General features: G+C 40.0%; 16 protein-coding genes. 4 read left to right on the forward strand and 12 right to left on the reverse strand.

Annotated elements, in window-relative coordinates; genetic code table 11:
• Positions 1-124: 124 nt before the first annotated feature.
• Genes M1R56_RS07515 through M1R56_RS07525 form a run of 3 tightly spaced genes read right to left on the reverse strand, consistent with a single transcriptional unit; the run spans position 125 to position 2258 of the window.
• On the reverse strand, positions 125-967 hold the full coding sequence (locus M1R56_RS07515) for an amino acid ABC transporter substrate-binding protein (protein ID WP_248035436.1): 843 nt from the start codon (positions 965-967) through the stop codon (positions 125-127).
• A gap of 9 nt (positions 968-976) precedes the next feature.
• Positions 977-1606, reverse strand: coding sequence for an amino acid ABC transporter ATP-binding protein (locus M1R56_RS07520; RefSeq protein ID WP_049504388.1), 630 nt, complete (start codon positions 1604-1606; stop codon positions 977-979).
• A gap of 10 nt (positions 1607-1616) precedes the next feature.
• Complete coding sequence (locus M1R56_RS07525; RefSeq protein WP_248035438.1) at positions 1617-2258, reverse strand: amino acid ABC transporter permease; 642 nt, start codon at positions 2256-2258, stop codon at positions 1617-1619.
• Positions 2259-2473: 215 nt separating this feature from the next.
• On the opposite strand from M1R56_RS07525, the gene plsY reads away from it, so the two are divergent.
• Positions 2474-3115 carry a glycerol-3-phosphate 1-O-acyltransferase PlsY gene (plsY, locus tag M1R56_RS07530; protein WP_248035440.1) on the forward strand — a complete coding sequence of 214 codons (642 nt, stop codon included), beginning with the start codon at positions 2474-2476 and terminating at the stop codon, positions 3113-3115.
• A gap of 29 nt (positions 3116-3144) precedes the next feature.
• Here plsY and M1R56_RS07535 read toward each other — a convergent pair whose 3' ends face one another.
• The 9 genes from M1R56_RS07535 to M1R56_RS07575 all read right to left on the reverse strand — a co-directional run bounded on the left by M1R56_RS07535 (position 3145) and on the right by M1R56_RS07575 (position 11298).
• On the reverse strand, positions 3145-4101 hold the full coding sequence (locus M1R56_RS07535) for an ABC transporter permease (RefSeq protein WP_049509105.1): 957 nt from the start codon (positions 4099-4101) through the stop codon (positions 3145-3147).
• Positions 4102-4103: 2 nt separating this feature from the next.
• Positions 4104-5162: an ABC transporter permease gene (locus M1R56_RS07540; RefSeq protein WP_000038693.1), complete on the reverse strand. Its 1059-nt coding sequence runs from the start codon at positions 5160-5162 to the stop codon at positions 4104-4106.
• Entirely contained in the window at positions 5162-6691 is a 1530-nt protein-coding gene (locus M1R56_RS07545; RefSeq protein WP_248035442.1) for an ABC transporter ATP-binding protein, read from the reverse strand. The genes M1R56_RS07540 and M1R56_RS07545 overlap by 1 nt, the downstream gene beginning before the upstream one ends.
• A 144-nt stretch (positions 6692-6835) precedes the next feature.
• Positions 6836-7891 carry a BMP family protein gene (locus tag M1R56_RS07550; protein ID WP_248035445.1) on the reverse strand — a complete coding sequence of 352 codons (1056 nt, stop codon included), beginning with the start codon at positions 7889-7891 and terminating at the stop codon, positions 6836-6838.
• 94 nt (positions 7892-7985) lie between these two features.
• Positions 7986-8375, reverse strand: a complete 390-nt coding sequence (locus M1R56_RS07555; protein WP_248035447.1) for a cytidine deaminase — start codon at positions 8373-8375, stop codon at positions 7986-7988.
• The gene (gene deoC, locus M1R56_RS07560) at positions 8362-9024 is read right to left on the reverse strand and encodes a deoxyribose-phosphate aldolase (RefSeq protein ID WP_248035449.1); all 663 of its coding nucleotides are present in this window, start codon (positions 9022-9024) and stop codon (positions 8362-8364) included. Before deoC ends, M1R56_RS07555 begins: the two co-directional genes overlap by 14 nt.
• 17 nt (positions 9025-9041) lie before the next feature.
• Positions 9042-10325, reverse strand: a complete 1284-nt coding sequence (locus M1R56_RS07565) for a pyrimidine-nucleoside phosphorylase (protein ID WP_248035451.1) — start codon at positions 10323-10325, stop codon at positions 9042-9044.
• Positions 10322-10912: a class I SAM-dependent methyltransferase gene (locus M1R56_RS07570; RefSeq protein ID WP_248035453.1), complete on the reverse strand. Its 591-nt coding sequence runs from the start codon at positions 10910-10912 to the stop codon at positions 10322-10324. Before M1R56_RS07570 ends, M1R56_RS07565 begins: the two co-directional genes overlap by 4 nt.
• Before the next feature lie 107 nt (positions 10913-11019).
• Positions 11020-11298 (reverse strand): 1,4-dihydroxy-2-naphthoate prenyltransferase, encoded by a 279-nt coding sequence (locus tag M1R56_RS07575; RefSeq protein ID WP_248035454.1) that lies wholly within the window; start codon positions 11296-11298, stop codon positions 11020-11022.
• Positions 11299-11421: 123 nt separating this feature from the next.
• Here M1R56_RS07575 and coaA point away from each other — a divergent pair, with 123 nt between their 5' ends.
• The 3 genes from coaA to M1R56_RS07590 all read left to right on the forward strand — a co-directional run bounded on the left by coaA (position 11422) and on the right by M1R56_RS07590 (position 13220).
• Entirely contained in the window at positions 11422-12342 is a 921-nt protein-coding gene (gene coaA / locus M1R56_RS07580; RefSeq protein ID WP_248035456.1) for a type I pantothenate kinase, read from the forward strand.
• 52 nt (positions 12343-12394) lie between these two features.
• On the forward strand, positions 12395-12643 hold the full coding sequence (gene rpsT, locus M1R56_RS07585; protein ID WP_029689628.1) for a 30S ribosomal protein S20: 249 nt from the start codon (positions 12395-12397) through the stop codon (positions 12641-12643).
• Between the two features lie 64 nt (positions 12644-12707).
• Positions 12708-13220, forward strand: a complete 513-nt coding sequence (locus M1R56_RS07590) for a DNA topology modulation protein (RefSeq protein WP_248035458.1) — start codon at positions 12708-12710, stop codon at positions 13218-13220.
• The last annotated feature ends 120 nt before the right edge of the window (positions 13221-13340 follow it).

Genomic DNA, 13340 nt, shown 5'->3' on the forward strand with positions numbered 1-13340 from the left:
CTTTAACATAACGAAAAAGTAGTGAGTACTTTCTCCCGTCGGAGATTTCCTCACTACTAATCTTAGTATGTTTTAGTAAAAAATCACTCATTCTCACCCTAAAAAAGAAACCAAGACACGAGTCTCAGTTTTCTTTTCCTTTAACTTGGCTTGTTGCTATATCTTCACCAAACCATTTCTGGCTGATTTCTTGGAATTTTCCTTCTTGATACAATTCCACAAAAGCCTTATTCAAATTGGCTAATAAGGTCTTATCCGCTGGTCTTACTCCGACTGCAAAAGACTCACTCTCAAAACCGGCTGAGAAAATCTCATACTGGTCTAATATCCCTTCCGTTTTAAGATAATAATTGGCATAAACACGGTCAATTAAAAGAGCATCAATCCGATCATTTTGCAAGTCAATCAAGGCTTCATTAAAACTCTGATACTGGTTTGCTTTTTGATCTTTTACGATATTTTTCAACAGGTCAGGTTGAGCTTCAAAATCTAGATAACCAGAAGAACCTGCTTGGGCCCCAAAAATCTTATCTTTCATATCCGAAACTGACTGGATATTTTGCGATTTTTTTGAGACTAGAACCTGCTGATTCTCCATATAAGGAATTGTAAAAGCAACCTTTTCACGGCGTTCATCTGTTGCTGAATATCCATTCCAGATAGCATCAATAGTGCCGTTTTGAAGTTCTGTTTCCTTCATATCCCAATCAATTGGTTGAAACTGTACCTTGAACCCCAGTTTCTCAGAAACGGCTTGGGCTAAATCAATATCAAATCCAACATATTGCCCATTCTTTTCTTCAAAGCCCATAGGAACAAAGGTATTGTCAAATCCAATAGTAATGCTTCCTTGTTGTTGGTATTTTTCCCAATTATCTACTTTAGGATTGCTAGCTTTTTGCGTGCATCCTACCAGGAAAAAAGCAAGAAAGAATACCAAAACAAGGCTGATTTTCTTTCGATTCATAGACACCTCCTACTTAGGCTCTACTTTGAGAATCTGGTCAGCGATATTCTCTGCAAACTGGAGGTCGTGAGTCACGACAATCTGAGTCATACCTAATTCTCTATTTTGTAAGATTAGTTTTTCCACTTCGAGACGCAACTCTGGATCAAGAGCCGAAGTTGGTTCGTCATAACCAATCACCTCAGGATCTATCATCATTGCACGTGCTAAGGCAACCCGTTGCTTTTGACCACCAGATAAGGAATAAGGATAGGCATCTGCATGAGCTTCGAGTCCCAGACGAGTTAATAAGTCGACTGCCTTCTTCTTCGCATCTGCTTCAGACATTCCCATTGTCTTGATGGGTGACAAAATCAAGTTCTCCATAACAGATAGGTGAGGAAAAAGCTGAAAATCTTGAAAGACAAATCCTAACAAGTGACGCTTCTCAAGTTCATCCAAAGGCAACGATTCTCCATTATAAAAAATCTCACCTGAATCAATGGTTTCAAGTCCAGCTAACATTCTGAGCAAGGTAGTCTTCCCACCACCAGATGGACCAACGATAGCCAAAATCTGCTTTTCAGGAATTGTTAAACTGAAATTGGATAAAATTTCTTTTTTTCCAAATTTTTTGCTGATATTTCTTAACTCTAACATGGATAACCTCCTATCTATAGTAGCTGAACTTTTTCTCAAGTTTCTTAGCTAGGATTGTAACGATACCAATCATAAGCAGATAAATAGCTCCTGCTAGAAACATTGGAATCAAGCTAGCATCACGATTGGCTGCAGTACGACTAGCTAGGATTAAATCTGAAATACCGAGCGCATAGACCAGAGAAGTATCCTTAACCAAACTCATAACCTCGTTAAATACACTTGGTAAGACAATTTTGGTCACCTGTGGCAAAATGATATAGCGAACGGTATCGAAAGGATTGAATTTCAAAACCTTAGCCGCTTCGTATTGCCCTTGAGGAATGGTTGCAATTCCTCCACGGAAAATTTCAGCAAAGTAGGCTGCATAATTAAGGGTGAAGGCAATAATCGCTGCAGGCACACGATCTAAACGAATCCCAATACTTGGAAGGACATAATAAATAAAAATTAGTTGCAAGAGCAAGGGTGTCCCGCGCATCACCCAGATATAGATATCAATCATGTAATGGAGGGGTTTCCAATGGACCTGTAAGCAAAAGGCAACCAAAATGCCTAAAGGGATTGAAAAGAGCAAGACCAGTGCAAAAACTTGTAAAGTCATTGTCGCACCGCTCAATAAACTTGGTAATATCTCAAATAAGTAAGACATATTCCACCTCCTAAAAATAATTGTTCTCATTATAGCATAAATAAACACAAAATCAAAGAATTTCAGAAACTTTCATGAATTTTTAAAACTTTAACCTTGATTTTCGAACAATAGTGTTCATGAGAAAAATTTTCTACTTACATAAAGAATCAGATGTCACAATTTGAGAAAAGATTCCTTTCCGTTTCTCTCCTATTTCATGGTATAATAGAAGCATGATGACAATAGTATTATTAATTTTAGCTTATTTATTGGGTTCTATCCCTTCAGGACTGTGGATTGGGCAAATCTTCTTTAAGATCAATCTAAGAGAACATGGTTCTGGTAATACTGGAACGACCAATACCTTTCGTATTTTAGGTAAGAAAGCGGGTATGGCAACCTTCGTGATTGACTTTTTCAAAGGAACCATCGCAACCTTGCTTCCACTTATCTTTCATGTCCAAGGAGTTTCACCTCTAGTCTTTGGCCTTTTAGCTGTGATTGGACATACCTTCCCAGTATTTGCAGGCTTTAAAGGAGGAAAAGCTGTCGCAACTAGTGCTGGAGTCATTTTCGGATTTGCTCCTCTATTTTGCCTCTATCTAGCAGTTGTTTTCTTCGGCACTCTTTATCTTGGCAGTATGATTTCTCTCTCTAGTGTTACTGCTGCCCTTGCTGCTGTACTTGGGGTGATCCTCTTTCCACTTATCGGTTTCCTACTGCCAAGTTACGATTTATTATTTGTAGTGATTATCCTAGCCCTCGCAAGCTTAATTATCATTCGCCATAAGGATAACATCAATCGTATTCAAAACAAAACTGAGAACCTAGTTCCTTGGGGACTAAATCTTACCCATCAAAAACCTAAAAAATAAAGCGTCAGTTCAAACCGACGCTTTTTTGTTTATTTAGATTTGATATAGTTGATACCATCTGCTTTCGGTGCAACAGCTTTACCAAAGAAGGCTGCTAGTACGACAATGGTCAAAAGATATGGTGCAATTTGCAAGTAAACGGCTGGAACTCCTTGCAAGAAAGGAAGTTGAGAACCGATTACTGCTAAACTTTGTGATAGTCCGAAGAAGAGACTTGAAAGCATAGCACCAACAGGATTCCATTTACCGAAGATCATAGCAGCAAGTGCGATAAATCCAGGCCCAACGATGGTTGTAACTGAGAAGTTAACGGAAATTGACTGAGCGTAGATAGCTCCACCGATTCCTCCAAGGAAACCTGAAATCACAACTCCAAGATATCTCATCTTGTAGACATTAATCCCCAAAGTATCTGCTGCTTGTGGGTGTTCACCAACTGAACGAAGGCGAAGTCCAAAGCGAGTTTTAAAGAGGACAAACCATGCTAAGAATGAGAAGGCAATTGCTAGGTAACCAAGTAAACTTGTTGACTTGAAGAAGATATCTCCGATAACTGGGATATTAGCCAAAAGAGGGAAATCAAAACGTCCAAAAGTTTGCGTTAAGTTATCCGTTTGTCCCTTGTTATAAAGCACCTTCACCAAGAAGACTGCCAAGGCTGGCGCCATCAAGTTAAGTACGGTACCACTGACAACATGGTCAGCACGAAAATGAACTGTAGCTACTGCGTGAATCAGTGAAAAGATAGCTCCGACTAATCCACCAACTAGAAGAGCCAACCAAGGAGTTAATGCTCCCAAATCTTGTGCAAATTCAAGGTTAAAAACAACTCCAGAGAAGGCACCCATGACCATGATTCCTTCAAGTCCAACGTTAACAACTCCACCACGTTCAGAGAAAACGCCTCCGATACTTGTGAAAATAAGTGGTGCTGAGTAAATCAACATTGAAGAAACCATAAGGGTTAGCATTGTTGTAATCGACATCCTTACTTACCTCCTTTAAGTTGTTTTCTTGGTTTGACAAAGCGTTCGATGATGTAGTGAACGCTGACAAAGAAGATAATTGAGGCTGTAACGATACTTACAAGCTCAGATGGCACTTGAGCAGCATTCATACCTGGAGCTCCAACTTGAAGTACTCCAAACAAGAAGGCTGCAAATAGAATTCCAATCGGTGAGTTTGCAGCAAGTAGACTTACCGCCATTCCGTTAAAGCCGATCGCCAATGATGAACCTTGGACATAAACGTTTTGGAAGGTCCCAAGTCCTTCTACAGCTCCACCTAGACCTGCAAGAGCACCTGAGATAATCATTGATAGGATGATGGTGCGTTTAGCTGAAATACCTGCGTATTCAGAAGCATTTGGATTGAGACCAACTGCACGGATTTCAAAACCGAGAGTTGTCTTCTTAAGCAAGAACCAGATAACTGCAACTGCAATGATAGCAAAGAAAATCCCAATATTCATACGAGAGTTTCCAGTTAACTCAGCAAGCCAAGGTGTTTGATAAGTTGCATTTGCACTTACTCGAATTGATGAGTCAGTACTTTGCATGATATCTTTAGGGAAAGAGTGGATAAAGGCATTACTTGTATAGAGAACAATATAGTTCATCATGATGGTTACGATGACTTCAGATGTTCCAAGATAGGCTCTTAAAATACCAGGAATGGCACCAACGATTCCTCCAGCCACCAGCGCAATGACAACTGTCGCAAGAATCAACAATGGACGTGGTAAATCTGGATTTGAAAGAGCGAACCAGCCACTCATAACCCAACCAGCGAGTGCTTGTCCTGGAAGACCAACGTTAAAGAAGCCAGCACGACTCGCAACTGCAAATCCAAGAGCAATCAAGACTAATGGCCCCATGGCACGGAAAATTTCACCGATTCCACGAACGCTACCGAAGGCTGTGTAGAACAACTCTTCATAACCCCAAATAGCATCGTAGCCAAAAATCCACATGACGATGGCTCCAAGCAAGATTCCAAGGATAACAGAAATCAAGGGAACCGAAATTTGTTGTAATTTTTTAGACATCACTCTTCTCCTTTTTCCAATTCACCACCAGCCATCAAGACACCAAGTTCTTGCTTATTGGTTGTTTCTGGCGTTACAATCCCTTGAATCTTACCATCATGGATAACAGCGATTCTATCTGAGACATTTAGAATCTCATCTAGTTCAAAGCTGACTACAAGGACAGCTTTTCCATTATCACGTTCTTGAATCAAGCGTTTGTGAATGTACTCAATGGCTCCGACGTCCAAACCACGAGTTGGTTGGCTGACGATGAGGAGATCCGGATTTCGATCAATCTCCCGAGCGATGATTGCTTTTTGTTGATTTCCTCCAGAAAGGGCTGAAGCTGGAACAATCTCGCTAGCAGCGCGAACATCAAACTCTTGCATCAATTTTTTTGCATACTCAATGATATTCGTATAATTTAAAATTCCCTTCTTGCTATGAGGTTCCTTATAGTAGGTTTGAAGAGCGATATTTTCAGAAATCATCATTTCCAAAACCAGACCATCACGGTGACGGTCTTCAGGAACGTGACCTACACTTAGTTCAGTGATTTGGCGAGGATGCAAACCTACGATAGATTGGCCTTTCAACTCTACGCTACCAGATTCAATCTTACGAAGTCCTGTGATAGCCTGGATCAATTCAGACTGACCATTTCCATCAATCCCAGCAATCCCAACAATCTCACCAGCTCGAACATCAAGAGAAAGATTTTTAACTGCTGGAACCCCACGGTTTTCATTGACTACTAAATCTTTGATAGATAGTACAACTTCTTTTGGTTGAGCTGACTGTTTCTCAGTTTTGAAGGAAACTGAACGCCCTACCATCATTTCTGCCAAGTCAGCATTAGTTGCACCAGCAATCTCAACTGTTTCGATTGATTTACCACGACGGATAACTGTAACGCGGTCAGAAACCGCACGAATTTCATCCAACTTGTGGGTAATCAAGATAATTGATTTACCTTCTTTGACCAAGTTCTTCATGATTGCCATCAACTCATCGATTTCTGACGGTGTCAAAACAGCAGTAGGTTCGTCAAAGATAAGAATATCTGCTCCACGATAAAGTGTCTTCAAGATTTCAACACGTTGTTGAGCCCCAACGGAGATGTCTGCAACTTTGGCAGAAGGATCCACAGCAAGGCCATAACGTTCAGACAACTCATTGATTTCTCGAGTTGCACGAGCAATATCTAGCACACCATTTTTGGTCAATTCACTTCCCAAAATGATATTTTCAGCAACTGTGAAGGCCTCAACCAACATAAAGTGCTGGTGAACCATCCCAATTCCTAAGCTAGCTGCTTTCGATGGTGAATCCAGTTTAACAACCTGTCCATTTACTACAATTTCACCACTAGTTGGTTCAAGTAGCCCCGCTAGCATATTCATAAGCGTAGACTTCCCTGCTCCATTTTCTCCTAAAAGTGCATGAATCTCACCTTTGCGAAGTTCTAGGTTGATCTTGTCGTTAGCGACAAACTCACCAAAGACCTTGGTAATCTCACGCATCTCAATGACATTTTCGTGTGCCATGTGCTCTTCCTTTCAGAGTTTTATTTTATTTCAATAAAACTTGTTAAAATGATATCTTAACAAGCTCTATTGAGACAAAATTAATTTGCCCCAATTCTTAAAGAAGCGGCCCAAGGCCGCTTCCTAAGAAATGACTTCCTTTATTTATTTTTCAGGAACTTTGATGCTACCATCAAGGATTTTAGCTTTAGCTTCTTCAACAGCTTTCTTAGCTTCTTCAGTAAGGTTTGTCACTGCCAAGTCAACACCTTTATCTTTCAATGAGTAAACGATAACTTGACCACCAGGGAATTCACCTTTTTCTGCTTTGTTAGAAAGGTCTTGAACTGTTGTTCCAACTTGTTTCAAAGTAGAAGCAAGAACGAAGTTTGATTCTTTACCATCTTTAGAAGTGTATTTACCTTCTTCTGCTTGGTCACGGTCTACACCAAGAACCCAAACTTTTTCGTCTTCGTTTTTGCTTTCATTCAAAGATTTAGCTTCTGAGAAGACACCTGCACCAGTACCACCAGCTGCTTGGTAGATTACGTCTGCACCTGCAGCGTATTGAGCTGCAGCGATTGTTTTACCTTTAGCGGCATCACCAAATGAACCAGCGTAGTCTACTTGTACTTTGATAGATGGGTCAACTGACTCAACACCAGCTTTGAAACCAGCTGCGAAACGAGAAATAACTTCAGATTCCATACCACCTACAAAACCAACTTGTTTTGTTTTAGTAGTTTTAGCTGCTGCTACACCTGCAAGGTAAGCTGCTTCGTTATCAGCAAATGTTACACTTGCTACGTTCTTTTGATCTTTAATCACATCATCAATCAAAACATAGTTCAAGTCTGCATGTTCTTTCGCTGCTTCTTCAACTGCATTGTGAAGGGCAAAACCAACACCATAAATCAAGTTGTAGCTTCCTGCTGCTTGGTTCAAGTTGTTAGCATAGTCAGCTTCACTTGTTGATTGGAAGTATGTGTAGCCTTTATCTTTTGCAAGATTGTGCTCTTTACCCCAAGCTTGAAGACCTTCCCAAGCTGATTGGTTGAATGATTTATCATCAACACCACCAGTATCTGTAACGATAGCTGCTTTAGTCTTCAAATCAGAAGATGAAGATGCTGCGTTACGAGAAGAGCGATTACCACATGCAGCAAGTCCAAATGCTGCTACTGCAACTAGACCAAGGCCTAGCCATTGTTTCTTGTTCATTACTGAACCTCCTAAATAAGATGCGCAACGAAGTTGCAAGTATGGATTGATTGGTCACAAGGACCCTTGTCACTCAGGGAGTGACGCAGACTAACTAATGCAAGTCTGTAAATGAGTATGGAAGTAATTCCCCGACCGTCATCTCGACCGTCGATTTATCTTTGGCAACTAAGGTCACCTTTAGATCTTGTTCAAAAAATTCGACCATAACTTGGCGACAAGCTCCACATGGAGAAATAGGTTTCTCAGTTTGACCATAAACAATCAATTCTGAAAACTCCCGTTGTCCTTCAGAAACAGCTTTAAAAATAGCTGTTCTCTCACCACAGTTGGTCAAGGGGTAGCTAGCATTTTCAATATTGCATCCTGTATAGACGCTTCCATCCTTAGCAACCAAAACGGCACCGATTGGAAAGTGTGAATAGGGTACATAGGCGTTTTGACTAGTCTCAATCGCTAAGTCAATCAACTCAGTAGTCGCCATCTGCTAACTCTCCTTTTAAGATTGCTACACCAGAAGATGTTCCGATACGAGTAGCTCCAGCTTCAACAAAGGCAACAGCATCTGCATAAGAACGAGCACCACCAGCAGCTTTAACCCCCATATCAGGTCCAACTGTTTGGCGCATTAATTTAACATCCGGTAGGGTTGCACCACCTGTTGAGAAACCAGTTGACGTCTTGACAAAGTCTGCTCCTGCTTTCTGGGCTAGCTGGCAAGCCTGAACTTTTTCTTCATCAGTTAACAAACAAGCCTCGATAATAACCTTAACCAGTTTGTCTCCGCTTGCTTCAACAACTGCTCGAATATCTGACTCAACCAAGTCCACATAGCCTGACTTGAGTGCTCCAACATTGATAACCATATCAATCTCATCAGCACCATTTTGGATAGCTTCTTTAGTTTCGAAGGATTTAACAGCAGATGTTGTGGCTCCAAGAGGAAAGCCTACAACCGTACAAACCTTGACATCAGTAGTTTCTAGACCAGATTTGGCATGAGCAACCCAGCACGGATTAACACAAACACTGGCAAAATCATAGTCTTTGGCTTCAGATAACAAACGATTAATTTGTTCCACTGTTGCATCTTGCTTTAAAAGCGTATGATCAATGTATTTATTTAATTTCATTTCGGTTTTTCCTTAAATTAGGAGATGATTTCGATAATTTCACGCGATTTTATCACTTCATCACTTATTTTAATTTTAACATATTTTTGGAAATCTGTAACTAGTTCCGGAGAAATTTTGCCATTTGTATATACTTTTGCAACAATTTCACCCTTTCTGACAAAGTCTCCAACTTTCTTCTCAAAAACAATCCCCGTCTCATAGTCAAGGGCGTCTGTTTTCACTGCACGACCAGCACCCAATCTCATGGCAAAAAGACCAAACTCCATGGCTGGAAGTTCTGCGATAATACCATCCTCTTGAGCAGGAATATCAACTATATGGTCAACTTTTACTGGACGATAGAGGTCTTCTAAATCTCCACCCTGAGCTACAACCATCTCTTCGAATTTCTGGAGTGCCTTACCATTTTCAAGATGTTGTCTTACTTCCTCAACAGTTTTTTCAACATTTGCTAAAGATAGCATAATCTGGGCTAACTCGCAGATAAAATGACTAATATCTTCACGTCCCTTACCTTGAAGAATTTCTAGTGCTTCTAGGATTTCCAAGCGGTTTCCAATGGCACGTCCCAATGGTTGACTCATGTCCGTAATGACTGCTACTGTCTTGCGACCTACAGCTTTACCAAGATTTACCATAGTTTGAGCCAATTCACGGGCCTCGTCCACTGTTTTCATGAAGGCACCTTCACCAACAGTAACGTCCAGTAAGATGGCGTCAGCTCCAGCTGCAATCTTTTTACTCATGACTGAGCTAGCAATCAAGGGAATAGTATCAACCGTTGCCGTCACATCACGAAGGGCATAGAGCAATTTATCAGCCTTAACCAGTTGATTGGACTGGCCAATGACTGAGACCCCAATCTCTTGAACTTGTTTGATAAATTCATCCTGACTTCGTTCAATCTGAAAACCTTTGATGGATTCTAGCTTATCAATGGTCCCACCAGTATGACCCAGACCTCTACCACTCATCTTAGCAACTGGAACACCGAAACTAGCTACTAATGGCGCTAAAATTAAGGTAACCTTATCTCCCACTCCACCAGTAGAGTGTTTATCAACCTTTATACCCTCAATAGCTGATAAATCAAATTCCTGACCTGTCTTAACCATGTTCATAGTCAAGTCAGAAATCTCATCTATAGTCATTCCCTGAAAATATACTGCCATAGCAAAAGCTGCCATCTGGTAATCAGGGACGATTCCAGATACATAACCTTCAATCAACCATTGAATCTCACTGGAGCTTAGTTCTTGGCCGTCTCTTTTTTTCTGGATTAGATCTACTGCTCTCATTCTTTCACACTTCTAAGGATATAATATCCCTTATCTTTCTTTACAACCTCACAATTGCCAAAAACTTCTTCCATCTTACTTTTGGCACTAGGAGCTCCTTGTTTTTTCTGGATGACAATGGTCAAATCTCCACCATCAACAAGATAATCAATACTTTTCTCGATGATTTCATGAACGACCTGCTTGCCTGCACGAATGGGCGGATTCGAAATGACATGATTAAATTGTCCTTCTACCTGCTCATAAATATTAGACTGGAAGATAGTCGCTTGAACCTTGTTTTTTACTGCATTTTGCTGGGCTAAATCCAGGGCACGATTATTGATATCCACCATGGTCGCTTGGGCACCATAAGCTTTAACCAAAGACAAACCTATTGGACCGTAGCCACAACCAACATCAAGAATTTTTTCATCTTTTTCGACATCTAGACATCTTAACAACAACTGACTTCCGAAATCAATCATTTTTTTACTAAAGACTCCAGCATCTGTCAAAAAGGTCATCTTTTGCCCAAGGAGCTCAACTCTAAGTTCATGAACATCATGGGCTGCATCTGGATTTTCTGCATAATACATTTTACTCATAGTTCTATTTTACCATAAAAATAAGTTATTTGTAAATCGTTTACAAAGGTATCAAGCCCTTAAATCATGTTGTATTTCCACAAAAATAATATAAGTTCTGATTAGCATTAGGGCCCTAGTAAAAAGCTCCCTACTGCCATGGTAATCGGAAAAGCAAAGATACAAGCTAAACCAAAAAAGAAGAGCCACCACTTTCTTTCAAAGAATGCTAGGACAAGGTAGCCTAGACCTACGAGGGGCAATAAAATAAAAAGAACAAAAGTGGTCCAGTTATAGGAGTGAAGTCCGATAGAAAAGGAAAAATTAATCCAGTTGGGTGATAACCATAAAACAACTACAAACAGGCTGATCAAAACCAGCGTTTTTTCTCTTAATCTAGCTTTCATCTTAGAACCTCCTTTATAGGTTTTCCCCCTTATATTTTAACAAAGAAAGCGCTTTTTCTCAAATAGTCGGATGGTTATTCTTTCTAAAATATGGTATACTAAGATATCAAACGAGGATATAGTATGACCAACGAATTTTTACATTTTGAAAGGATAAACCGCGAAACTTGGCAATCCTTGCATCGCAAAACAACTCCTCCCTTGACCGAGGAAGAGTTAGATTCTATTAAGAGTTTCAATGACCAGATTAGCCTTCAAGACGTTACAGATATCTATCTGCCACTGGCACATCTGATTCAGATTTACAAACGTTCCAAAGAAGACCTTGCCTTCTCAAAAGGCATTTTCCTTCAAAGAGAGAGCAAAAAACAGCCCTTTATTATTGGTGTTTCAGGAAGTGTCGCTGTCGGTAAATCCACTACTAGTCGGCTCTTGCAAATTTTGCTGTCCCGTATCGTTCCTGGAGCAAGTGTTGAACTAGTTACTACAGATGGTTTTTTATACTCAAATAGTGTCTTAATTGAGCAAGATATCCTCAACCGCAAGGGGTTTCCTGAGAGTTACGACATGGAAGCTTTGCTTAATTTCCTGGACCAACTCAAAAATGGGCAGGATGTTGATATCCCTGTTTATTCCCATGAAATCTATGATATTGTCCCTGGTCGAAAACAACGAGTAGAAGCCGCTGATTTTGTCATTGTTGAGGGAATCAACGTATTCCAAAATCCACATAATGACCGTCTCTATATTACTGATTTCTTTGACTTTTCAATCTATGTTGATGCCGCTGTCGAAGACATTGAAAGCTGGTATTTGGATCGTTTCTTAAAACTTCTTAGCTTTGCTCAGGATGATCCAGGCAACTATTACTACCGTTTCACTCAACTTCCCCTTAGTGAAGTCAAGGATTTTGCCCACCAGGTTTGGACCAGTATCAACCTAACCAATCTCCAGAATTACATTGAACCGACACGAAATCGTGCAGAGGTCATTCTCCATAAATCTAAAAATCACGAAATTGATGAAATTTACTTAAAAAAATAATTTTCCCTTGTCAAAACGTAAGTTTTCAGATATAATGGTATAGTTAGTAAAAATGGAGGTAAGAACATTGGCAAACATTAAATCAGCTATCAAACGCGCTGAATTGAACGTTAAACAAAACGAAAAAAACTCAGCTCAAAAATCAGCTATGCGTACTGCTATCAAAGCTTTTGAAGCAAACCCATCTGAAGAACTTTACCGTGCTGCCAGCTCAGCTATCGATAAAGCAGAAACTAAAGGTTTGATCCACAAAAACAAAGCTAGCCGTGATAAAGCACGTCTTGCTGCTAAACTTGGTTAATCATTAACTGCATACAAAATGAGCTCCTCGGAGCTTTTTTTGTGCACATTTTCTGGAGGTTATTATGAAAATCGCTATCATTGGATATTCTGGATCAGGAAAATCTACTCTAGCAGAAAAACTAGCTAATCACTACTCTATCCCCAAACTTCATATGGATACTCTCCAATTTCAGCCAGGGTGGCAAGATAGTGACCGTGACTGGATGCTGAACGAAATGAAAACTTTTCTAGCCAACAACGAAAACTGGGTCATTGATGGCAACTACTCTTGGTGTTGTTATGAGGAAAGAATGGAGGAAGCTGACCAGATCATCTTTTTAAACTTCTCTTCTTGGAATTGTTTGCTAAGAGCCTTTAAGCGCTATTTAAAATACAGAGGAAAAGTGAGAGAAAGTATGGCAGCAGGATGCCCCGAGCAATTCAACTGGGAATTTATCCGTTGGATTCTCTGGGATGGACGAACAAAAAATGCAAAGGAAAGATACCAACACTTAAACAATACTTACGGAGAAAAGATGCGCATTCTCCATTCTCAAGCAGAGATTGATTGTTTTTTGCGATCTTTAAAAAAGTAAACAATATAGTAGCATTTCATTAAAATCAGCATGTACTGATTGACTAAAAAAGGAAGATTTTCATCCAGAAAATCTTCCTTTTTTCCTTTTATTCAACAATTAAAAATAACTCGAGCAATT

It is taken from the genome of Streptococcus sp. oral taxon 431, assembly GCF_023115445.1.
GTDB lineage: Bacteria > Bacillota > Bacilli > Lactobacillales > Streptococcaceae > Streptococcus.

Bases quoted from the DNA above. Each gene is read 5' to 3' on its own strand.
- M1R56_RS07515 (WP_248035436.1), bottom strand. From the start codon at position 967: ATGAATCGAAAGAAAATCAGCCTTGTTTTGGTATTCTTTCTTGCTTTT.
- M1R56_RS07520 (WP_049504388.1), bottom strand. From the start codon at position 1,606: ATGTTAGAGTTAAGAAATATCAGCAAAAAATTTGGAAAAAAAGAAATT.
- M1R56_RS07525 (WP_248035438.1), bottom strand. From the start codon at position 2,258: ATGTCTTACTTATTTGAGATATTACCAAGTTTATTGAGCGGTGCGACA.
- plsY (WP_248035440.1), top strand. From the start codon at position 2,474: ATGATGACAATAGTATTATTAATTTTAGCTTATTTATTGGGTTCTATC.
- M1R56_RS07535 (WP_049509105.1), bottom strand. From the start codon at position 4,101: ATGTCGATTACAACAATGCTAACCCTTATGGTTTCTTCAATGTTGATT.
- M1R56_RS07540 (WP_000038693.1), bottom strand. From the start codon at position 5,162: ATGTCTAAAAAATTACAACAAATTTCGGTTCCCTTGATTTCTGTTATC.
- M1R56_RS07545 (WP_248035442.1), bottom strand. From the start codon at position 6,691: ATGGCACACGAAAATGTCATTGAGATGCGTGAGATTACCAAGGTCTTT.
- M1R56_RS07550 (WP_248035445.1), bottom strand. From the start codon at position 7,891: ATGAACAAGAAACAATGGCTAGGCCTTGGTCTAGTTGCAGTAGCAGCA.
- M1R56_RS07555 (WP_248035447.1), bottom strand. From the start codon at position 8,375: ATGGCGACTACTGAGTTGATTGACTTAGCGATTGAGACTAGTCAAAAC.
- deoC (WP_248035449.1), bottom strand. From the start codon at position 9,024: ATGAAATTAAATAAATACATTGATCATACGCTTTTAAAGCAAGATGCA.
- M1R56_RS07565 (WP_248035451.1), bottom strand. From the start codon at position 10,325: ATGAGAGCAGTAGATCTAATCCAGAAAAAAAGAGACGGCCAAGAACTA.
- M1R56_RS07570 (WP_248035453.1), bottom strand. From the start codon at position 10,912: ATGAGTAAAATGTATTATGCAGAAAATCCAGATGCAGCCCATGATGTT.
- M1R56_RS07575 (WP_248035454.1), bottom strand. From the start codon at position 11,298: ATGAAAGCTAGATTAAGAGAAAAAACGCTGGTTTTGATCAGCCTGTTT.
- coaA (WP_248035456.1), top strand. From the start codon at position 11,422: ATGACCAACGAATTTTTACATTTTGAAAGGATAAACCGCGAAACTTGG.
- rpsT (WP_029689628.1), top strand. From the start codon at position 12,395: ATGGAGGTAAGAACATTGGCAAACATTAAATCAGCTATCAAACGCGCT.
- M1R56_RS07590 (WP_248035458.1), top strand. From the start codon at position 12,708: ATGAAAATCGCTATCATTGGATATTCTGGATCAGGAAAATCTACTCTA.